This is a genomic window from Prevotella conceptionensis 9403948, assembly GCF_000312305.1.
In the GTDB taxonomy this organism is placed as follows: Bacteria; Bacteroidota; Bacteroidia; order Bacteroidales; family Bacteroidaceae; genus Prevotella; species Prevotella conceptionensis.
Genome location: NZ_HE999453.1, coordinates 20,798 through 44,299, shown reverse-complemented (window position 1 = coordinate 44,299; position 23,502 = coordinate 20,798). Strand labels below are relative to the sequence as shown.

The 23,502-nt window shown below is 44.9% G+C and carries 14 protein-coding genes and 1 pseudogene; 7 read left to right on the top strand and 8 right to left on the bottom strand.

Going from position 1 to position 23,502, the window contains the following annotated elements; genetic code table 11:
• The 5 genes from BN93_RS13860 to BN93_RS13835 all read right to left on the bottom strand — a co-directional run.
• The coding region (locus BN93_RS13860; RefSeq protein ID WP_052311386.1) for a SpoIID/LytB domain-containing protein at positions 1-1,014 on the bottom strand (1,014 nt) is incomplete at its 3' end.
• A 307-nt stretch (positions 1,015-1,321) separates the two neighbouring features.
• A complete protein-coding gene (locus BN93_RS13855) occupies positions 1,322-2,308 on the bottom strand; it encodes a DUF4922 domain-containing protein (protein WP_019188922.1) in 987 nt (328 codons plus the stop codon).
• Positions 2,309-2,469: 161 nt separating this feature from the next.
• Positions 2,470-4,632: an outer membrane beta-barrel family protein gene (locus tag BN93_RS13850; protein ID WP_019188921.1), complete on the bottom strand. Its 2,163-nt coding sequence runs from the start codon at positions 4,630-4,632 to the stop codon at positions 2,470-2,472.
• Positions 4,633-4,879: 247 nt separating this feature from the next.
• Positions 4,880-5,452, bottom strand: coding sequence for a sugar transferase (locus tag BN93_RS13840; RefSeq protein WP_019188919.1), 573 nt, complete (start codon positions 5,450-5,452; stop codon positions 4,880-4,882).
• Complete coding sequence (locus BN93_RS13835; RefSeq protein ID WP_084768832.1) at positions 5,449-6,555, bottom strand: glycosyltransferase family 4 protein; 1,107 nt, start codon at positions 6,553-6,555, stop codon at positions 5,449-5,451. Before BN93_RS13835 ends, BN93_RS13840 begins: the two co-directional genes overlap by 4 nt.
• A gap of 1,652 nt (positions 6,556-8,207) precedes the next feature.
• On the opposite strand from BN93_RS13835, the gene BN93_RS13830 reads away from it, so the two are divergent.
• The 3 genes from BN93_RS13830 to BN93_RS13820 all read left to right on the top strand — a co-directional run bounded on the left by BN93_RS13830 (position 8,208) and on the right by BN93_RS13820 (position 10,586).
• Positions 8,208-8,963, top strand: a complete 756-nt coding sequence (locus BN93_RS13830; RefSeq protein ID WP_019188913.1) for a hypothetical protein — start codon at positions 8,208-8,210, stop codon at positions 8,961-8,963.
• Positions 8,964-8,975: 12 nt separating this feature from the next.
• Positions 8,976-9,731: a hypothetical protein gene (locus BN93_RS13825; protein ID WP_168166866.1), complete on the top strand. Its 756-nt coding sequence runs from the start codon at positions 8,976-8,978 to the stop codon at positions 9,729-9,731.
• Positions 9,732-9,968: 237 nt separating this feature from the next.
• A complete protein-coding gene (locus tag BN93_RS13820; protein ID WP_232211199.1) occupies positions 9,969-10,586 on the top strand; it encodes a hypothetical protein in 618 nt (205 codons plus the stop codon).
• Positions 10,587-11,192: 606 nt separating this feature from the next.
• Here the strand turns inward: BN93_RS13820 and BN93_RS13815 are convergent.
• Complete coding sequence (locus BN93_RS13815; protein WP_019188910.1) at positions 11,193-12,677, bottom strand: flotillin family protein; 1,485 nt, start codon at positions 12,675-12,677, stop codon at positions 11,193-11,195.
• 4,057 nt (positions 12,678-16,734) lie between these two features.
• Between BN93_RS13815 and BN93_RS17775 the strand changes: the two genes are divergently transcribed.
• Positions 16,735-16,959, top strand: coding sequence for a hypothetical protein (locus BN93_RS17775; RefSeq protein ID WP_157462888.1), 225 nt, complete (start codon positions 16,735-16,737; stop codon positions 16,957-16,959).
• A gap of 1,171 nt (positions 16,960-18,130) precedes the next feature.
• The gene (gene cls / locus BN93_RS13805) at positions 18,131-19,555 is read left to right on the top strand and encodes a cardiolipin synthase (RefSeq protein WP_019188906.1); all 1,425 of its coding nucleotides are present in this window, start codon (positions 18,131-18,133) and stop codon (positions 19,553-19,555) included.
• 59 nt (positions 19,556-19,614) lie between these two features.
• On the opposite strand, the gene BN93_RS13800 is transcribed toward cls, so the two are convergent.
• Positions 19,615-20,280 carry a SprT-like domain-containing protein gene (locus BN93_RS13800; RefSeq protein WP_019188905.1) on the bottom strand — a complete coding sequence of 222 codons (666 nt, stop codon included), beginning with the start codon at positions 20,278-20,280 and terminating at the stop codon, positions 19,615-19,617.
• 71 nt (positions 20,281-20,351) lie between these two features.
• Positions 20,352-21,446 (bottom strand): metallophosphoesterase, encoded by a 1,095-nt coding sequence (locus BN93_RS13795; RefSeq protein WP_019188904.1) that lies wholly within the window; start codon positions 21,444-21,446, stop codon positions 20,352-20,354.
• Positions 21,447-21,582: 136 nt separating this feature from the next.
• On the opposite strand from BN93_RS13795, the gene BN93_RS13790 reads away from it, so the two are divergent.
• Together BN93_RS13790 and BN93_RS18780 are read left to right on the top strand one after the other, a co-directional pair.
• Entirely contained in the window at positions 21,583-23,043 is a 1,461-nt protein-coding gene (locus tag BN93_RS13790; RefSeq protein ID WP_044260942.1) for a calycin-like domain-containing protein, read from the top strand.
• 237 nt (positions 23,044-23,280) lie between these two features.
• Positions 23,281-23,502 (top strand): annotated as a pseudogene (locus BN93_RS18780) (SGNH/GDSL hydrolase family protein); the annotation flags it as partial.

The following is a 23,502-nucleotide window of genomic DNA, read 5'->3' as shown; positions in this document are numbered from 1 at the left end:
GATGGGTTCGAAGGCCGTAATCAGGCCAAAATCAATGCCCAATTTCTTTTTTAGCAGTTCGCCCACCTGCGCTTGTGTATATTCCAAACGCCAGCGATAGAAGTCCTTTGTGGTTTGGTCGAAGTCGTTAAGCACCTGCGAGAGTATGCGTGTGTCGCGCGTATTGCAGAAGGCATCGGGGGTAGAGCGTATCCAAGCCTCGCTGTTGGTTTCGTTGGTTAGGTCTAAGTCTACGGCAGGGTTAGGCAAGTCGCGCACCACTTTAAGGTAAGGCTTGTCTTCGTCTTCCCAGCAATAGCGGTATTCTTCTACCATTCCGCCGCAGCATTTGCTAAAACGGGCATCGCAAATCCCCTCTTCTGATAGCAACACTTGTCCGCGTGTGGCCTGCACAGCCTCTGCAACGTGCTTGCTTGTAGCCTTAGTTATGCCTTGGTAGCGTTGGCAATGGTCGTCGGCGCACACGTCGAAGAGGGTGTGATCTTCGCGGTCGTACCATTTCACTATTTCGTTTTCGCTCATTACAAAGGCCGCTGCACCTGTTGTTGTGGTTTTCTTATCGCGGTTTTGTATCTGTGCCAATAGCCAACTGCGCGATATAACGGCGTGGGCTTTCAGTAATTCGGGGCTTGATGTGGCACTCATCTCACTAGAAATAACGCTTTCCAGGTAGTCTTCTACCGACAATTGGTTGATGGCCACAATCTTGTTGCCATCTATCACAAAGCGCAGTGCGCCCTTAAAGGTTTGCGTTTGTTGCTGCTCCCAATGAAAATTAACACCGATGGTGACGTTGTGGAGCGAGAAGTTGGCCTCGGCAGAGGTTGGTTCGAAGGTAAGCTGGTCGTATTCTTGTCCGTTCCAAACAATGCGACCTTTGTTCAGGCAAACCGTTTGCTGGCCTTGTGCCTCGCTGTTGTTAACCTGATATGGCGTGTTTAGCACGAAAACAATTTCCGTACCGTTCATTATGCCCACCGATACTTGGGGCGTTGCGTTGTATTCTGGGTTCATAAGTTGTTATTTAAAGGTGAAAGGGCTTTTAAAGGTGAAAGGGTGAAAAAGTGAAAAGGTGAAAAAATGGCTGCGCATATAAATTTGTTATCTCGTTATCTCGTCTATTTGTTGGCTTGTTAACTTGTCTACTTGTTAACTTGTCTACTTGTTAACTTGTCTACTTGCCTACTTGTCAACTCGTCAACTTGTCAACTCGTCAACTTGTCAACTTGTCAACTCGTCAACTCGTCAACTAACGAACAAATAACCTTAAAGCCTCACGGGCATTTGGCTTAACTCCTTAACTCCTTAACTCCATAACTCCTTAGCTCCTCATTATTTTTCGTTTCACGTCTTCGAAAGTTGTCGTTGGCATGCCCACCTCTTTATATAGAGATTCAAGTAGGGGCGTGTTTAGGCGTTCGAAGTCTTCCTTTCGGGGCGTAATAACCAGTCCTGCCATGTCTAACGCCCCCGGACTGATGAGCATTTGCGCGTCGCCTTCGGCCGAATAGCAGGCAGGACGGTGTTTGTCACGTGGTATCACCACAGTGATATACGTTTCGCCTTCGCGCCATTTCAAGATGTTAAACATCGGTTCGGTTTCGTCTTCGCGTTGCGGTAAAGCCTTATAAAGGGTTTCAAAGAGCGTAACGTCGGCCTTGGCATCGCGCCCCACGATGGTAAATGCAGGGCAAGCATAGTTGTTGATAGCCGCTAGTTCAGAGCCGTCGGGTGTGGATAGCAGTGTTTGGCGATTATTGTAAAGCTGTTCCCAGTTGTCGCGCAAGGGCAAATGGGTGCCTGTTCCTGCTTGCAGGTGCATGTGGTCGGGTGCAGATGCGCCGCATTTCGGCCCATTATAAAACACGATAAGGTGTTCGAAACATTCAAGTATTCGGCGCATCTTGCCATAGTGTTCGCGAATAAGTTGCGGTTGGTGAACTTTTGCGGGTATGGTGAAATGCAATGGCAGGATGGGGAAAGGGTTAACCAACAACTCGAAGTCGTTGTCGATGGGTATTTGCGTTTGAACCGCTGGCCTATTCTTCTCGCATAGAAAGCAAGGACGTTGTGCCAGCGCGGCTTTATCAATCTTTGCGCCCGTGGATACAAGGCGCGCAGGATTGCATTGCACGTAAAATGGCATGCCTGTGCATGTTACGGCTTTGAGCAATACGCCCTTCAAGTCGTTGAAACGCTGTTGGGCATCGGGCCACACTTGCAATTGTTCTTCAAAAAAGCGGTTCAATACATCTTGGCCTTGCACTTCTGTGGCTTTGGTTGTGCCTTGGCCGTCTTTAATTTCCATATCGCAAAAACAGGTTTAGTTATTATTGATGCAAACTTACAAAAAATATACGTAATAAAAGCAAGTTGATGGAAGATTAATGGTTTTGAGAAACAGAGACAATGAAAAGAAATGGAGAGGCTGGTAAAGGAAGTCTTTCTTTCGTTTCGCCCAAAAACGGCCTAATAACTTCTGTTAGACTCTGTCTCTTTGTTATCCTTATATACGTCTCTTACGCTCTTTCCGCCGAATAGGTAAGTTATTTTGAGCGATACGTTGCGTACATGTGCGTTTGTTTCCATATATTCCTCGTAAGCGGAATAATGTTTTGTGGCTCGAGTAATGTTTTGTAAAAAAGGGTCACTTGCAGAGAGGTTTAATTGGAGGCGGCCGTTAATAAGCTGCCAACGCAGGCTTGCGTTGAGTAAACTAAGGGCTTTATACCTGACTAAATCTTCATCGTGGGGAAACATGTGGAGATATTGTATGGTGAAAAGCAACGTGCGTTGACTGTTGAAAGCGACGTCGCTAGTTCCTTCTAGTTTTCCACTCCAACTCGTGGAGTTGGAAGGTTGACTGTCGTCAATGCTAGATTGGGACTTGGCATAAAATATTTCGCCACCCACTTTCACGTTCCACCATGCAGTAAAATTCTTTTGATAGCTGGCATATATACCATATTTTCGATAGTTGATGTGGTTTTGGGGAGTTGTGTATTGTGAATTGTCTGGGTTAAATCGTGTTACATAGCCTACGCCGTCTTTCAACTTGTAAGCATAGGCAACGGCATACAATCCCTTATGGCTGAAAGAAAGTTCGGCATTGTGAGTGATGCTTGCCGACAAATAGGCGTTACCCGATACATAATCGGTTGTTGTGGTGTAATATCTAAATGGATTAAGGTCGCTAAATCGTGGTCGGTTAATCCCCATGGAATAAGCAGCGGATAGGGAATAGCCTGTTTCCGCCCTATAACTTAGGTTGAGTGTGGGAAAAAGACGGCTGTAAGATTGCTTGTTATGTTCGGCTACATTCCTTCCCGTAAGGTGGGTGTGCTCGAACCTAAGACCAGCTTGAGCATACCATTTGGCACTAAGATCTTTCGAAAGGCTTACATAAGCGGCGTTTGTTTTCTCTGTATAACAAAAGCCATTGTCTTGTCCTAGCAACTTAGTCCACACGCCGCCTGTAAGAGTTTCGGTGCTTATGGCAGATGTATTGCTAATGGACGTATAGGCTGCCCCTATTTCCATATTGAAGGCATTGAAAGGGAGCGTAGCGTCTAGCTTGACAGCGTGTATCTTGTAGCTGTTATTTCCTGAATTGTTCATCATTGATGACGATGCGCCTTCGGTGGTGCTAATGTGCGAGGTGGACCTGGTTGTCTTGTTAAAGTAGTTGTATGTTAGGCTCAACAGTTTGCCTTTGTTGTCTAAATTCCAATCGGCATACCCTGTTAGGGTCGTGGCATTAATGGGGTTGGATGGTGAATGAGCACGCGAATGATAGCTAAGTCCGCGATCGATGGTTTGGTCTTGCAATTCGCTTTTCAGTCGTTCTGTGCCAAGGTTAAGCATAAGGCCTGTTTCAATTGTAGCGGTTGGCCTGTATTTCAGCAAGGCGTTAAGGTTAAAAAGCTTATTGGTGAAATCGTTTCTACGTTGAGACTGCTTAATGTGGTCGGCAAAAGTGTACTCTCTAATGATGTCGTTGATACCCTTGTTTCGGTTGAAATTAAGGTCTATGGAGTAGTCCACGCGTTTTGTTGCTTGCCTAATGCCGCCTCCTAAATAGCTGTTGAGGCTCTCTTTGACGATGAGATTGGCGTCCACGTTGCCACTTACACCAAGTGTTTCGTCGCGTTTTGTCTTGATGGCAATATAACACACGTTGTCGGCAGCAGGATATTTGGCAGGAGCTAGGGTGAAAAGTTCTATTCGTTCGATGTTGTCTGCACGCAGGGATTTTAGTTTCATCAAGGTTTCGCTTTCGGAAGTTTCCAGCAATCGCCCGTCAATGATGTATCGAACGTTGGCTTTACCTGCAACGTTTACTGCCTCGTTTACGACAGACACACGCGGAAGACGGCGCATTACTTCCACTCCGTTTAGCCCTTTTGCATACGGGTCGTTTTTTGTGTAATACACTATGCGGTCGGGTTTGTGGTCAATCACCGTTTTTTCGGCAATGACTATAACCTCGTTTAAGTCGAGTTTTCTCCAATAGTCCGCACTATCTATGGCTGTTGTGTCCTCTTTTGTGGGTAACGAACTTTGTTGTTCCACCTGAGCATAAGATGAAAGACACGAAAGTGTTATCAATGTTAAGGATATGAACTTTTGCATACGTGGGGTTAGATTGTTGTGTAATTGCAAAGTTACGATTTTTCAATCTTATTTGCAGGCAAAATAAAATGGAGTTTTGCCGCGAGATGTTCTTGTAACAAAGAAGATGGGTGGGGAATGTGCTGGTTGCTAGTTAGTATGCTACTTATTTGGAATAAGTTGTGGCCTACTAAGCCGATGGAAGTTTGCGGACGAAACAAAGGATGGCTGGTAGATGAAACCGAGTAGGGCTGCCGAGGAGAGGAAACTAAAATTTCTTACCGCCCGCAATCTTAAAGAACGTGCAGGCTAAAATGCGCGTGTCCATCCACCAAGAGCGGTTTTGCAGGTAGTATAAGTCTAGTTCCAGGCGTTTAAGCATCTTTTCGATGCTGTCGGCATAACCGTTATATAGCGTGGCATACGACGTTACACCTGGGCGTAAGGCGTAAAGTTGTTCGTAACGAGCATCTTTTGCCATAATCTGTTCGATGTAAAAACGGCGTTCGGGGCGTGGTCCAATGAAAGACATATCGCCCTTAAACACGTTCCAAAGCTGCGGCAACTCGTCGAGATGGTGCTCGCGAAGAAACTTACCCACACGTGTAAGTCGGTCGTCACCGTCTACTTCCAGTACCATAGGGCCGTTTTCTTCGGCATCCATGCGCATCGTTCTGAACTTATAGATAAAGAAAGGCTTTCCTTTACGCCCGATACGCTCTTGCGTATAGATAACAGGTAGGCCATCGTCTAGTCTTATGGCGATGGCACAAAGCAAGATAAGCGGTGAGAAAATCACGAGGCAAAGAGCCGAAACGATGAGGTCGAACAGTCTTTTCATGCTGCAATCTTCAATTCTTTTCGTTCTACCTTGCGAGTAAGCAAAAGCTGAAAGAGGGTGAAAGTGGCCACATCTATCAGTACGATACCCGTTATCGAGACTAGTGGGAAAAGCAAAAGGTTCATGGCAACATAGGCAATGGCAAGCCCAAGGATAAATATGAGGGCTTGATGCTGGGTCATACCCAAGCGCATTAGCTTATGGTGAATGTGATTTTTGTCGGCAGAGAACAAGGGGCGACGGGTGCGGAGCCTATGCAAAACAACCCGAACCACATCGAAAACTGGCACAACAAGCAGGCTGTAAGCCAGTACAAAGCGTTCGGGAGATGCTGCCATGAGCGGTGGATTGTGCATGGCCGACTTCACAAAGAGGAAACCGAGGATGAAACCCAGCGTTAGGCTACCCGAATCGCCCATGAAAATCTTGCGGTTTTGTTCGGCTTTACCCCAGATGTTAAAGCGCATGTAGGGGATTAGTATGCCGATTGCCGAGGCCACGATAACTGCGTATGGTATAAGTTGTGCATTGCCGCAGACGAACAGAAAGCCTAAAAGGGCTAGAATAGACAAGCCTGCGGCCAACCCGTCGATACCATCAATGAGGTTCATGGCGTTGTCTATAAACACGATGATGAATACAGTGAGGGGAAATCCCAGCCAATAAGGCACTTCGTGTACGCCCATAAAACCATAAAGGTTGTTTACGTAAAGACCACAAAGGGGTAGTGCGCAAGCTGTAATCACTTGCACAGCAAACTTCACGTGTGCGTTAAGCCCAATGAGATCGTCTACAACGCCTGTGGCATAAACCAGCAACAAACTGGCCAAGAATGCCATACTCCATAGGCTTACTTGTATCTTTGGTTCGGTAAAGCCAACGCTCATTACGCCAACAGCTACTATTATCGACAAGGTTATGGCAGGAACGAACGCCAAACCGCCCAATCGGGGCACCAACGTTTTGTGCACCTTTCGTTGGTTAGGTATGTCGTAGATGTTCTTCTCCTTGCAGAAATTCAGTATTCCAGGGATGAAAACGAACCCAAAACACACGCTTAGTAGAAAAGCAATGATTATTGGCAATGCCTCATTCATCATCATAGTTGTTAGTCTTTTATATAGTAACAAACTCTGTTTGTGCGATTATATTGCATGTGAAAGCAAATTTAAAGCGTTAATTTTATATTATTTTACAGGATTGGGGCGCGTGCCCATGCGGTGGTACATAGTGGATAATGATGTAGTAGACCTGTTGGGAAGGTGGCCACATGATGTAGGTTTGGCTTAATTGTAATTATTGCTGTCCGCTAAACTTCAAATCGGCTCGGTTTCTCTATCCGCAATGCTCATCAATAGGCGTTGCGGAATTCGTTTTCGAAAGGTAAGTTTCCCTTTCAGACTATCATTCATCCCAAAAGTTCTTCCGTGTAAGTGCTCTTTTACTGGCACAAGGATTAAACTCAACAAAGTCATGCAATGGCTTTGAATAACATCCATAAGATTGTAAAATATTTGTACCAAAATTTAACATTATGAGTGCCCGCGCCGTAAAATTTCCAGGTATCGGCTGGATTTTCGCGCGTATTTTTAAAGTTTGTAACCACTTGACTCATTGATATTTACGAGAAATAAGGCACAAAAACATACTTTTTAGCACGTATTAGGGAGGCAAAACGACATGGAACGCTCAACCAAACGCCACCAAGCAGTTTTTCATTCCAATTGGTCAAAATGCCTATGAATAACGCTTAAAATGGTGTTTTTGGTGGGTTTTGGCTGCATTTTGCAGCATTTCACCTCGCGTTTCGTTGCATTTTGCCTTGCGTTTTGGTGCATATTGCAGTGCGTTTTGGTGCAAAATGCAATGCGTTTTGCTGCATATTGCAATGCGTTTTGATGCAAAATGCGTTGCAACAACTAGCGATTAACTTCCATTTTCTAGTAGTTGTGGATGCAAATTTGGGAGAATTTTTCTTCAAAGAGAAATGCAAAAGCATAGAAAATGGCTAAAAACAGAGGGGATAAGCACTCAAAAAATGCCTAAATTTTATCGTCTGGGCGCATTTTATATGGCTTTTAGCGGTTATTTTCTTCTAGAATGGTTCGACCGAAGAACGTGATTTGTAAAATGTATTTACCGTATTAACAAATTGCAAATAGACGTTTTACGAGATAAGGACAACGGCTATGTGCCAGCATGAATGATAAGACTAAACAGGATGGGCGCAATGATGCGAACAATTTTAAGCCTTTACTGACGTAATGATATAGAGCTACGAGGCGCGTATGGTGTTCACGTTTCACCCTATTGCATCTTTAACCCCAATCGGCAGTCCGCCATATCGCGCTTATGAAGACCAGAGAGGGGCCAGCTTTTGGTGGGAGGTGAAACCAATTTTCTATTTGTCGACAACCTAAACACCACATTTGCTGTTTCAAACCTTTTAGCGATACAGCAACAATTCGTAATATAAATAACATTTAGACATACGCTGTTGGCAAACCGCATGAAGACACGCTAAGCAGCATTAATACACAGCGTATTGGACAATCATTATACCGTGATGACAAAAAGAATGTAGATTTGAAACGTAAAAAACAAAGAAATATATTATCTTTGCATGGAAGGGGGACGTTAAGTGCATCGTATGTATAGCACTAAGAGCCATATTTTCTGTCACTGTAAGGCGTAATTACAAGTGGCCTTTACCCTCTCCACCGCGTTTGAAACAACCAATTACCTAACCCCAGTTATGCAACGAACGTTCTACCTATTATTTGTTGTGGCCATGATGATGGGCTGCAAGCAAGCGAAAAACGAAAGCGGGAAAGACACTGTGCCAACAAGAGACACTGTGCAAGCAAGTGTGAAACCCGTGGACGTGGCTCAAACAGACTTGAAAACCAACCCTTTGGCATTTATTCCCGAAGGGTATGATTTGTTTTCTCGATACGAAGGCGACCTTAATAAGGACGGTAAACCAGACGTGGTGCTGATGATAAAGGGAACTGATAAAAGTAAATGGGTGGATGATGAATACCGTGGTCGGCTCGATCGCAATCGCCGCGGACTTATCATCCTTTTTAAACGCGATGGCGGATACGAGTTGATAGCCGAGAACGACGAGTGTTTTTCTTCCGAAAACGAGGATGGAGGTGTGTATTACGCACCCGAATTACGTTTGGAGATAAACAAAAACAGACTGATAATAAGCTACCTGCATGGACGATATGGGTATTGGAGCTATATCTTTAGATACCAAAATAACGACTTCGAACTGATAGGTTATGATGGTTATTCTAGTAGAGGGCCTGTTACTCTTAGGATTCTCGAAGTCAACTATTCTACGCGTACTTGTGTATATAAAGAGAATATTAACGCAGATGACGATGAGGCGGAAGAGGAATTTAAGGTGAAAACAATCAAATTTAAACGGAAAAACCTCATCAAATTATCGGAGATAACCGACTTCGACGAACTTGATTTAGGTTTGCCAGACGATGAATAGCAGGTGTATATGATGTTAAGGATTTTTTATTTGTTGTTTGCTCTTGCCCTGATAACGGGCTGCAAGCAAGCGAAAAACGAAAGTGGGAAAGACACGGTGCCGACAAAAGACACCGTGCAAGCAAGTGTGAAACCCGTGGCTGTGGCTCAAATGGAGCTGAAAGCAGATCCCGAGGAATTCATTCCCGATGGGTATGTCTTGTTTTCAGGATGCGAAGGCGATCTTAATAAGGACGGCAAGCCCGACGTTGTGCTGATGATAAAGGGAACCGATAAAAGCAAGTGGGTGGATGATGAATACCGCGGACGGCTTGATCGCAATCGTCGGGGACTTATCATCCTTTTTAAACGCGATGGCGGATACGAGCTGATAGCCGAGAACGACGAGTGTTTTTCTTCCGAAAACGAGGATGGAGGTGTATATTACGCACCCGAATTAGACTTCTATATCAAGAATAACACCCTGGTATTGCATTATGCCCATGGGCGTTATGGCTATTGGAAATACATTTTTAGATACCAAAATAACGATTTCGAACTCATTGGTTATTTTGGTAGTTACGATCGCGGTCCAGTTGTTCTTTATATCACGGATGTTAATTTCTCTACACGCACCTGTGTATATAAAGAGAATATTAACGCAGATGAAGATGAGGCGGAAGAGGAATTTAAGGTGAAAACAATCAAGTTTAAGCGGAAAAACCTCATCAAATTATCGGAGATAACCGACTTCGACGAACTTGATTTGGATTTACCAAAGGATGATTGACACTCTATTGTTATGTTAAGGAAATATCATTTATTGCTAGTTATGGTCTTTACAATGGGCTGCAAGCAAGCGAAAAGCGAAAGTTTTCGTAAGCCAAATGAACAATGTCGAGTTTGCTCGAACATTGTCATGGCGAGAAAACACACTTTTCGAGGAACGAGAAAAGAAAGTTTAAAGGTTACAACGTCCAAACAAGGCCTCGTGCAAAACAGCGTGAGGCTTGCCACAGCACCCAAAATGGAGTTGAAAACAGATCCTAAGGCGTTTGTTCCCAAAGGATATTCGCTTTTTCAACAATACAAGGGCGACCTTAATAAAGACGGTAAGCCCGACGTGGTGCTGATGATAAAGGGAACTGAAAAGAGTAAATGGGTAGATGACGAATGTCGCGGACGGCTCGATCGCAATCGGCGTGGGCTTATCATTCTCTTTAAACGTAAGAATGGTTATGAGCAGATATTAAGGAACGACACTTGTTTTTCTTCCGAAAACGAGGATGGGGGAATAGCTGATGCACCCGAATTGGAGTTGGAAATCAGCAAAAACACGTTGCAGATTTATTATGGTCATAATAGATATGGGTATTGGAACTATATTTTTAGATACCAAAACAACGATTTTGAGTTGATTGGTTATTACCATAATCGTTGCATTAGGTACGTTACTTATTATAACTTAGACATCAACTTCTCTACACGCACAAGGGTATACGAAGAAAATCTCAACGTCGATGACAATGAAAAGGAGGAGCATTATAAGGTGACTAAGAGCAAAATAAAACGTAAAAAGCTTATCAAACTGTCTGAAATAGCCGACATTGACAAGCTGAATTGGGGTGATTTTTCCAACGAATAATGCGTATTCGCTATGAAAAAGGTCCTTTAATTTGTTGCTAACCACACGCTTGATAACGAGTTGCAAACAAACGAAAAACGAATGTAGAAAGACGCTGTGTTTGCAGGAAACACAGTGTAGTTAAGCCTAGGTTTAGCAGTTACGCTCTTGGGTTAGCAGACAAGTTAACAAGTTGAGGAGTGGACAAGGGACATTCCATTTTCGCGTTGTTTCATTGGGCTTTATGAAAACGCTCTTTTGTGAGTGGACAATTTTATCTGGCTCTTACAAAAGAACGTTTTTGTTTAACCCCAATCGGTTCATTAGACCGCTTATCAATGGTTTTAGGCTGTTTCCGTCGTTTCCTGTTTATCATTCGTTTGCTTGTCAGCATATTGCCTGTCTTATTCTCTCGACGTAGCTCGCTACGCCTGCAAGAATAAGACAGACAATACGCTCAACAAGCAAAAAATCTGCACAGGCTCAACAACCAATTTGGGTTAAATGGCGAATGAGCTCCGAGTTAGGCAAACAGCTTTGTCTACTCGGCAACTTGTTAACACGCCTACTCGTCAACTTGTTAACTCGTCTACTAGCCAAAGACCATGAAGGAGAATGTGGCAAGGGCTAATCTTTCAAGCCGTCTACCACTTCTTGCGCCTCGCCATTGAGGTTAATGTTCCTCGTTGTCTTGGCCTGAATTGAGCCAGCCTTCATGATGTCGGCCATGTCTACGCCAGTTGCCGACTTCAATACGTCGAACGCTTGCTTGATGGCCACAGGCACGTTGCCACTCATGGCGCTGATGCCATTGCCGTCGCCGCTGTAAATGTTAACGTCTTTGATGGCACTGATGGGCTTGGCCACATTCTCTACAATCTGCGGCAACACTTCAATCATCATCTGGGCAACGGCAGCATTGTTATATTTCTTATAGGCTTCGGCCTTCTTGTCCATCGCTTGTGCCTCGGCCTCACCCTTCTTCAATATGGCATAAGCCTCGGCCTCGCCTTTGGCCTTGATACCTTGTGCCTCTTGTTCCAGCTTATAGCGCGTGGCATCCGATGCAGCGTTTTGTGCCATAGCCTGCTGTTCGGCCTCGTAGCGTTGTGCCTCGGCTATACGTTTGCGTTGTTCCAAGTCGGCCTCTGCATTCTTCTGCACTTGATATTTCTCCGCATCTGCACGCTTTTCCACTTCGGCAGACAGCTCGTTTTGGCGGATAACGATTTGTTCTTGCGAAAGAATTTGTTGGCGTTTGGTCTTTTCAATCTCAGCCTCAACCGTCTTAATGTTGATGGTTTTCTGTTGTTCTTGCTGTTGGATGGAGTATGCGGCATCGGCATCAGCCTGCGCAGTGTCGGCCTGTCTTTTCAGTTCGGCACGTTTCAAGGCCAAGTCGTTGTTCTTCATCGCAATGGCCGTGTCGGCATCCACACGTGCATCGTTGGCGTCTTTGTCGGCATGAGCCACTTGTATCTTCACGTCGCGTTCGGCGATGGCGCGGTTAATTGATGCATCTTTCTTAATCTTGGCGGTATTGTCGGCGCCCAAATCGTGTATAAGGCCTTCCTTATCGGTAACGTTCTGTATGTTGCACGAAATGATTTCGATACCCAATTTGGCCATGTCGTGTTGTGCCTTCTGCATCACCTGATCTGAAAAACCATCGCGGTCGGTATTTAGTGAGCGCAGGTCTAGCGTACCGATAATCTCACGCATGTTACCTTGCAGCGAGTCTTGCAGCTGTTCGGCAATCATCATGGGTGTCATGTTGAGGAAGTTTTTGGCGGCCAAGCGTGTTCCTTCTGCGTTTGGCGTCACTCTGATTTTGGCCACCGCATCGACATCAACGTTGATAAAGTCGGTTGTTGGCACGCTCTCTTCGGTTTTAATGTCCACCGTTATCTGTCCTAGGTACACGCGGTCGAGTCGCTCGAAGAATGGAATGCGGAAACCTCCGGAACCAATAAGCACACGTGGTTCGCGGCTAAGACCCGATATGATGTAAGCATACGAGGGCGGAGCCTTTACATAGGATGCAAAAAAGAAGAGTACTAAAATAACAACGGCAATGCCGATGATTACGTAAAGTGAGAATTGTTCGGGCATGGTAATGCGGTTTTAGTTATATGAATTCGTTATTTAGCTAGACCAAGAGCATGATGTTTCCCTTTATTTGGCATCTATGCGACAAGGTAAAGACTATATCGGCTTTTATACCGACACTGCAAATTTAGTTGATATTTTCTAAAAAAGCAACAAAAGGCAGACTTTTTTTTCTGCATTTTAACGCTGCGCACTGATTGAAGAATGGGGAATAAGGAACGCCCATGCATTCCCCTTTGTTCTTTTGACCCCTTCAAACTCATGCTGATGGTTGTTGGCCTAGTTGGCTTCATGCGTTCTCCTTTGTTCTTTTGACCCCTTCAAACAGCATCTACCTATTCTCCATTAGAGGAACTCATACGTTCTCCTTTATTTTTTTACTCCTTCAAGCGTCTTCTTTGATTCTTACCATTCTCGTCATTATCTTTTCGTAAACTTGCTTAGGATTGATAGGATGCTGCGCTGCAACTGCTCGCGCAGAAAGTAGTTATAGTCAAACAGAATTGCTTTTGGAAAATGGTTGTTGGCTGAATGCAAGGCGTGCGTAGCATAGCACCAATAAACCTTTATGTAGAGGAAAAGGATGACTTTTGTTTGTTTACGATGCAGCTATGGTTCTACAAAGCCAATTCTGTTTGACTATAAGTGTACGTGTTTTCCATGCCGTTTCCTACGCGCATGTATTATATGGTATAGTCATTTCGTCCATTTTTAACAGGGGATTAAACATAATGAGCTCCCTTCCCGTCCACCAGCCGCCCACCCTGTCGCAGAAAATCAATTCTTGCAAAGGTTGGTTTTGATGTAAAAAGAGGTAGTGGGTGAATGCTGCCGAACGCAGTCTACAATGTTAAAATTCGTGCAAAAAGAGGACAAAAACAGAGTAAACAAGCTGACAAGTTAGCCGCCAAGTCATCCCTTTGGCCTTTTTAGTTGACAAGTTTGTGAGTTGACCAGTCGATGGACACAGCCATTTTCCACACTTGCCAGTTGGCAAGGCAAGGAGCAGACTAGTTAACAGGTAAGAATTTGATGGGAGAACAAATAAATAGGCGCAGCATTCTTTCAACATGAATAGTTAACGAGTTAATGAGATGACATTGTCTTAATAGCTCCTGCATTTTTCATCATCTTTAGCTGAAAGTTAACAAGTTAAGAGACGATGAGTTAATAGGCACAACCATCTCTTTTTACCTTTTCAACCTTTCACCTTTTCATCCGTTCACTCTTTTACCTTTCGCCTTTTCACCCTTTCACTCTTTCACCCTTTTACCTTTTTACCTTTTCAACCCTTCACCTTTTACCCTTTAACCTTCTCTCCTTTTCACTTTTCATCCTTTCACCTTTTAAAGGCATTAGCCATCTTTCCACCCTTTCATCTTTTCACTCTTTCACCTTCTCCCCCTTTAGATAATATTCTTCACTGCCACACGAAACAGATCTATCCCAACAATCTGCTTGGTTTGAACAAAACTCTGTTGTTTCTTATGTAAGATGAAAGAATTCCCAGCGTTCACTCTATGCCAAGACGGACATATAAGGTAAAAGACCGCTGGGACATCTCGTCGCAGCGGTCTTCTGTGTTCTCGTGGTTATTTGGATTATGTATGTGTTTCCTGCCCGCACCTTAGAGAGTTTAAATGTAGGTACAGCTTAACCAAACATGTCCCGCTGGACAGTTGAAGATGCGAACAGTCAATAAAGACAACGGTCCAAAAACGCATTCAATTAGGACCAGTCTTCTTAATAAAATCAGTTTTCTTAAATCATTCTTTGTTACCATCACAGACTTTCACAAGCCCAATTCCCATTTTACACAAATGGTTTTCCCTTGGGGTAAGGGGCTTGTGCCCCTTCCCCTATATGCTTTCAGTTTCCGCATACACTGCCTAAGGCAGGTTTCTTGGTTAGCCCATGCCGTTGCAAATCCTAATGCTTTTGGCAGGAGGGGGCTTAGAGAACAATCAGAGGTTTTTATTTATTGCTCATCATAACCTTCTGATCCCCTTAATGCACATTGTTAGTGGCACTGTCCACTTCCCTTCATTACCACACGGCATGATGCGCTCCATCCGATCATCAATCGTTTCAACGTCGGGTTAATTTATACGCCCAAACATTTCTTCTAATCTTTTTCATATTCTTCTTCCATCAAGGTACGCCTGGTTGATTGCCAACAAGCCTACGAGCAAGCGGCCTAAACAACTTCACCATGCAGCACAGCCCTGACGGCCCATACTTCTATCAACGTTTTTTGTTCATTAAGAGGGCAACAACTATCACACTCCTGCTAAAATAGCACGAGGATGTTGTTTTTACTTTACAGCGTGCTGTAAACAATTAAGCCTACACACCAATGGTGCTACCCCACTAACGTGGCCTTTTCCCCCATTTACTTTATACTTCCTGCATAGCAACAAGTTAGCATCAGCCATATTCAGGCCTTGCACAAGGGGGTTGTTCAACACGCCTTCCGACACAAATGGACGTTCAATCACATTCGTCATCGTGCAATTGGTCTAATGAAAGGTATTGGTATCACCTTATCTTCTTCTCTTTTCTTTTGTCTACTTTCCTTATCAAAACGTCAATTTATCTATTCTTCGCCCTCATTTAAAATTACGAGTTCCAACTAGATTGTTTCATACGACCATTTGCCTTCCTTAATTCATATAAGAGCTTTTATGTTTTCATGATCACCAAAACATTATGTTTTCATGTCCTACCGGTCAAATTCAAAGGCATTGTATTGCCTATGAACACTCACACAATCATGTCCTCATGTATAGAAAATTTATGCTCTATATTTTCGATTTCCATTCCCCTACGCCTAGGAGCAACCGAATAGCGTTTAGTAAAAGAACGATTGTAGATAAGCATTTATCAACTCTCAATTCAAAACTAACGTACCGCAAAGTTAGGCATTAATCTTTAACGATGCAAGGATTTTGTAAATAAAATTCACAAAGATGCCATATAACATAAAACAAAATGGGCACATTTCTTTTTACAAACATTTTACTTCTTAAAGAGAAGAAACATGGACGAGCTAAAAGCTGCTCGCCCATGCCTAAGGGCAGTAGGCATTCCTCTCAACGGGTGCCTACATTGAGTGGAAAATATGTATCTTTTTCCTCCACCCTTCACTCTTGTCTTCCGTCGTTGCCTACCGCGCCTTTTTTCTTCATCTTTTCCCTTATCCAATCTTCTCACCCACGAAAGGGCGGTCTTACGCTTGCTTGGCGTGCCCTTTCGGTGTTCCATACGACACTTGTGTTCCCACTCCATCAACGCCTCTTCAATTGTTACCCTTCACATTAGGACACAGATCCCTACCAGGTCGGGCGAACTTAGCCGAGTGGTTGCATGCGTCGTTATCTCAGTCAACATCTAATCACAAAAAATAATTGTTCTACTTTTCTTGGTATTCGTCACTTATCACCCACTGGCAAAGTTCTAAGCGCATTTCCTACGTTTAGCCAGTCTGCCATTGCCGACTGATGCCTATGCTTGTGGTTTCCTCGCATCAACAAAGAACGTCACCTTATATATAATGTGTGGTTCAAAGTTCAACAAGCCTTTCATGGTTCACGTCTATCATCCATGTTTTCGTCCATTGCAGTTGGGGGGATGCACTTTGTTGCCTGTTCATCGGCCTCGCAGCACCCACTTGTGTCAATGTAAAAAACACATCTCTCTTACAAAAAGATGGTTCACGTTATTGCAAACAAGTTGCAAATCCAAACCTCTCTAATTGCTTACAGTTTCTTATCGCTTACAAAGATAGGCATTTAGCAAAAGATAAAGAAACAAAACCATGATTTTTTTATTACAAAACAAAAAGAAGTTAGAGCAATATCAAATAAGGAACAATGCCTGTTACAAAGCGAATACTTGCCAGACGTTTTGAAACCGCAAACCAAATAAGAGCTACAAAAAAACAAAAGACATTAATGGTTTCAAAGCAACACTTCTTGGAGCCGTCTTGACCTTTAATACTTCTACAATTAGAGAGGGGTTTATGTCTTTGTGCTGTAAAACCAAGACAAACACCACGCTCATGTACGAAGTTCCTGACAAAGACACGACAAAATCTGAGAGTCGGTTCCGTTTGTTGGTGGCAAAATGTGGCAATGCCTCAAAAGGTGATCAGGCTGAAGTCATTCAAAGCAGTCTCCACAAGGTTAAAAACCGCTTGTCAATGGCAGATGTCTTCTGCGTTTGCATGATGCCGTTTCCGTTGGCCGTGAGCAGCTTGCCCTACAACCGCTCGCGCTGGCGGTAGTAAGCGTACGTGCTTTCTGTGCCTTTATCCCTACGCGTGTATATGGCACGATTGCTCTTTGTCTAGTTTTTAGTAAGAAATTTAACATTATGAGTATCCTTTTCGACCACCAAGCTCCCACCTAACCACAAAAAATCGATTCTCGCGAAGGTTTGTTTTGATGTAAAATAGGGTTAGCCTGTGAATGCGACAAAATGAATTTTTATTTAATGGAACAGCTGTCTGCACCAGTTTTGGGGCTATTTGCAGCAAAATACACTGCGTTTTGGTGCTAAATGCAGTGCAATATGCCGCTAAACGCAGTGCGTTTTGGTGCTAAATGCAGTGCGTTTTGGTGCTAAATGCAAGGTAAAATGCTGCTAAATGCCGTGCAAAATGTGGCTAAATGCGAAACGAAAAGCATAAATATCCGCTGCAATGGTATAAATAAAACCCTTTCGAACCATGAAACACATGTACGAAAAGAGCGAAATGGCCGTTAAAAAGTTAGATTTTATGGTCTAAAAGCTGGTTATCGGGCTTGAAGAATTATGAGTTAACAACCAAACTAGAAAGGCTAAATGGTGCAAAACGCAGGTTTCTTTCTCAAATACAGACAAGATGGAAGGTGTAAAAAGCCCAAAACAGTAGTTATTTACCTACTTTTCGGCCTACATTTTCGCTAGAACGAAGTGATCATTAGAACAATATCGTAAAATAAAAATAATTATTTTAAGTTTTTGAATGGGTTAGTTTGTGAGGCTTTTGTTGATGAGGTGGCGGATTCGGGAGTTGTTGGGTTTCGTAAGTTTATAAGCCAGTGAGTTGACTTGTCCCACACCCCTCAATTTAAAGAAATATTTAAAGTCGAGACGACTTCTTTTAAACAAATGTTTAAATCATGCCAGAAGCCTGTATTTGTGAGCCGTTTATTTTGTAGTTATAAAAACAATGCGTATTTTTGTGCATAATGTAAGGAGAGGAAAGCGGTACGAACCAAACAGAGTGAAACAGCTCTCCCACTGTAAAACAGAACGAGTAAAGCGGTACGAACCAAACGGAGTGAAACAGCTTTCCCACTATAAAACAGAACGAGGAAACGGGCCGAACTAGGACTAGTTTCGCTATTTTGTCTCGTTCCAGACAGCAACACAAAAGCCCTACGACAGCAAGAGTAGCAACAAGTATGCCTATGCAATATCTCCACACGGCCATAATCGCACTTTATATCATCGTCACCATTGGCGTGATGGTGCGAGTTCTGATGGACCATAGGCAGCCAGCCAAGACCATGGCGTGGCTTCTTGTGCTTACTTTCGTACCTGTGGTGGGCATCGTTTTCTACTTTTTCTTCGGACAAAACACGCGCAAGGAACGCCTCATCAGTCAAAGGAGCATGGACAGGCTCACCAAACGCAGCATGCTGGAATACGTTGAACAGGGCGAACTGCAACTGCCCGACGCCCACAAAGAACTAATCAACCTCTTCACCAACCTCAGCCTGGCCCTGCCCTACAAGGATAACGAGGTGGAAATATTCACCACAGGGCACGATTTCTTCCTCGACTTGCTTGCCGAGATAGGCCAAGCGCGCCACCATATACACCTAGGCACATACATTATTGAAGACGACGCACTGGGCCGACTGGTTGCCGACGCCCTCATCGACAAGGCCAAGCAAGGTGTAGAGGTGCGTCTGATATACGATGATGTGGGCTGTTGGAGCGTTGGCAACAGTTTTTTCGACCACTTGGCGCGGGGTGGCGTACAGGTGCAGTCGTTCATGCCTGTGCGTTTTCCCATGTTCACCAGCAAGATGAACTACCGCAACCACCGCAAACTCTGCATTATCGACGGCCGAACGGGCTACATCGGTGGCATGAACGTGGCCTTGCGATACGTGAAAGGCACGCGAAAGCAAGAATGGCGCGACACACATGTGCGCCTTCGAGGCGGCGTGGTGTACGGCATTCAGCGTGCTTTTCTGGTGGATTGGTACTTTATGGCGCGCACACTTATCACCGACAAGGTGTATTATCCCGTACTTTCGCCGCAAATTAGCAACAATTGCATCGCGCAAGTGGTAACGAGCAGCCCTGTTTCGCCTTGGCCCGACATCATGCAAGGCTACATGCGCATACTGCTCGAAGCCAAGAAATACGTTTATATGGAGTCACCTTACTTCTTGCCCACCGAGCCGATACTTTTCGCTATGCGAACAGCAAGGCAAGCAGGAGTAGACATCCGCCTGATGCTCCCTGCAAGAACCGACTCTAAAATAATTGAGTGGGCAGGCCGCTCCTATGTGCAAGCGGCTTTGGAGGCAGGAGTTATGATTTGCTTTTACTGCGCTGGCTTTAACCACAGCAAGCTGCTGGTGTGCGACGACAGTCTTTGCACCTGCGGTTCCACCAATGTTGACTTCCGAAGTTTCGAAAACAACTTCGAGGCCAATGTGTTTTTCTACGACAAGGAGATGGCTTTGAAGATGAAAGAAGTGTTCTTAACCGACGAGGCCGAGTGCATCGTACTAGACAGTCCCGACATATTTGCACACCGTCCTTTCCTTGCCCGATTATGGGAGTCGCTTATCCGACTGCTTTCCCCGCTGCTCTAAAATGGACAATCCAAAGCCATTGCCCCATCACAATCTCGCGCTACAAGTGCCGACATCTTTTATTCGGGAAGAACCAAAGGTTGCATCTTTTTCAGCATTTCATCGAAAAAATCGGGCGCAACAGGCACGCCACGCAACGTTCTAACCTTCGGATAGCCGTTGAAATACACGTCTTTTGAAATATACCAACCATAGTTTTCCACCTCTCTAACGCGCTTAACTTGCCCGTCTAGCTTACGAAAGTTGCTCGGCGAAACTACCGAAAACATCTTTTTACCCGAAGAAAGCGACAGTGCTAGCACCAGATATTCGCGCTGCGGAACATGCTCTTGCGCCACCTGCAAAGCCTTTCCCCTTTCAGAAACCTTCATGTTCCAGCCGTATTCGCGGTTTAACTTGTTCATCATCGCCCTAAAAACATCGCCATGAGGAGCCGTATCTTGGATATTGTTGTACGCTATATAATAATGTATCATCTCGTGCAGCAACACGTTTTTAAAGCCTTTCTCGTCTTGTTCGAACAGTATGCTCACATGTATAGCGTAATCAAAGGTCTCCACTCGCCCCAACCCCGCCCGTCTTTTACAGCGCATCGAGCCCAATTGCGTTCTCGAACGCGACAGTATTAAACGCGGTTCGGGCAATTTCCCCCCGAAATAATCGCGGTTAAACTCGCCAAACCATGCTTTAAGGTGCGCCTGTGTCAGTTTAAAGTTGCTTTTCATCTGTGGTCAAAATCCTCGTGGTTGAGCACTTTTCTCTTTGTCTTGTCCTCCCTACTAAGTGTTTATCACCCTTAAAAACTCTTCGTTATTGTGGCCACCACATACTCGCTACGCGTGCCAATCCTAAACTTTCCGCCCCAAATGCCAATGCCGCTAGTTACATAATAGCGCGTATTACCCTTTGTCAACGGCCCATATGCATCTTCGTAAATGGCGTCTTCAATCCACGATATGGGCCAAACCTGCCCATAATGTGTGTGTCCGCTAAGCTGAAAGTCTACACCCGCCCGTTGCGCCTCTTCCAAATGGTAGGGCTGATGGTCTAGCAGAATGGTGTATTTAGAGGGGTCTACCTTGCCCATCAGTGTTTTAAGCGATGCCCTTCGCCCATTGGTTCGGTCGTCGCGCCCCACGATATTGAGGTTCATCACCTGCACAACGCTGTCGCGTAGCAGGTTGATGTTGGCATCTCGATAGAACTTTTCGGCGTTAGCATCACCACTATAATACTCGTGGTTACCCAAACAAGCGTATATTGGCACCTTAATTCGGCGGAATTCTTCGGCTACATGCTCTTCCAACAGCGGCCGCACGCTTATGTCGATGATGTCGCCGGCGATGAGCACAAGGTCTGGTCGCTCGGCGTTAATCAAGTCCACCCAACGCGCGAACTCCGCCCTACGATTGTGATAACCCAGGTGCAGGTCGCTAATCATCACCACTTTGAGCGGCTTGTCCAAGTGTTTGGAAGTGTTTAGATGCAGTTCTTGTCGCACCTTATTGTTATAATGGATGTTGCCATACACAAAAACGGCCAGCAAAATACCCAATACGGTGAGCGTTCCAAGCAGGCTGTTATACACGAAATGCTTGGGAACAAGATGCGCCAGCCTGCCCATGTCGAGCAAAAGAAAGAACATAACGGCATAGAGTAGAACGAAAACCGAAGACGTTCCAAATTCATAAACGCCCGTGGCAAGGGGCATTGGCATCTTATCTAGTCCTGCGCCAAAGCCCACAAGAAGTGAGATGAAACCCAATGAGAGTAACACCAACAGGATGACTTTCAGCCAATTATGCAGTGGAACAATGTTCCAAACATGCCAAAACACATATATATGCCCAACAATAGGGATGAGCATAAACAATAACATTCCAAGTTTCATACTGCGAAGTTACGTAAAATATGTCAAATTAAGCATTTTATATTGTGTAAAGAACACTTCATATCAAAAAAAGTATTAGCTTTGCAACTTGTTCAACAAGGCGAACTCCATCACGTTCGTCGCTAATTATAATAGTATGAAAAGATTTTTTACAACATTATTCGTCGCCTTAGGCGCATTTACCGCGTTTGCCAAAAGCTACACAGGCAGACTTGTGGTAACGGTTAATGGCGAAACGCTCAGCAACAAGACTGCATCCATCGACGTAGACCAACAAGGCGATGGCAGTTACACCCTCTCGCTGAAAAACTTTTCGATTAGCCTAAGCGGTCAAGAACTTAACATTGGCACCATCAACATCCCCGCCACGCCCTACGCTCTGGGCAATGCGCGCTTACTTCAAGCCAACAGAAACGTGCCAATAAGTAGCTTAGGCAATGTGCCTATCAACCTCCTTGCACAAGAATCAGGCGACAAGCTACATGCCAACATCGACATCAACTTTAATGGAATGACTATTAAAGTGGTGTTCGGCGAAGGCTATCAAGTGCCTAACAGCAACTTTGAAACCTTCGGGGAAAGCAAAGAGCCAAACCGCTGGCACTCGTTCCAGAGCGTTACGGGCAGGTTTGCTAGTTCAGCACAAACAGATGCGGCCATCAGCAGCGACCAAACTCGCCCTGGTTCAACGGGAAAAAGCTGCGTTTTAATTAAGTCGAGAGAGCTAGACTTTTTCTTTTTCAGCGTTATTGCCAACGGAACATTGACGACAGGCAGACTGAATGCCGGTTCATCAACCGCTTCCAACGCCAAGAACAACTCGTTCCTCGACCTCGCCAATAAGGACAAAGACGGCAATGGCGACCCATTCTACACCGAATTAAGCGGCCGTCCTGACAGTCTTACGCTTTGGGTGAAGTTCAAACAAGGCAAACCTTCTGCCGACCATCCGTACGCAACAGCCAAGGCGGTGATTACCGACGGCACCTACTATCAGCTGCCAGAAGAGAAGGGAAAGACCTACAAAAAGATGGCAGAGGCCATTAACAACGAGATTGCCGACACCAAAGGCGAATGGAAACGTCTGTCCATCCCCTTCAACTACGTTAATAACAGCATCGCCCCGAAAGCCATTCTCGTTACGCTTTCTACAAACGCCGATGCAGGCAAGGGCAGCGGAAGCGACGAATTATACGTAGACGACCTCGAATTGGTGTACAACTTTGGCGTTGAAGGCATCAGCATAAAGGGTCAAGCACTTGCAAACTTCGCAGAAAACACCACCGAATACACCCATATTGTAGGCAACGCAACTGCCGACGACATCATGGTGAAGACCAAGGGACAAGGCATGTTGGTTGCAAAGACCGTAGAAAACGGCAAGGCCACCGTGCTGGTTGCCAGCAACGACCTAAGCAAATATCGCCTTTACACCATCAACGTAGCCACAGGCATTGACAATTTGCCCAGCGTTGAGGCCAACAAACAAGTGGAAATATACACCCTCGACGGCGTTCGTGTAAACAAAGCCGATCGTAAGGGCGTGTATATCATCAAAGATGCACAAGGCAAAACGCGCAAGGTAGTGAAACAATAAGCATCGAGAAAAGCATGGCGAAGGGGCTTTCTGCTCGCAAAACGTCAGTCTAGCCCACTCGCCCACCCTACAAAGGGTTGCTTTCCTGCACAAAACGACATTGCCTGCGGTTGCCAAACAGCCACAGGCAATGTTTGCTTTTAACCCCACCCGATAGGCATTTCTCAATTAAGGTAAAGCAGCCTAACCGCTTAATCAGTCATCATTGTAACGTAAACAAAAACCTAACTCACCAACATGAACCCCATCTGCAACATCCACACACCTTATTATATAGGTGCAACAAACACGGCCACTTCAACACAGCCCGCACTTAAATACATGTTCGCCGTCCTCATTATCCTATTCGCCGCCCTTGTTCCAACCACAGCACAGGCTGCCAACGACACGCAGATTAAAGCCACCAGCCCCGAAGTGCAATACATCGGACGCGTGGAACGCAACGCCACAGCAGGCACC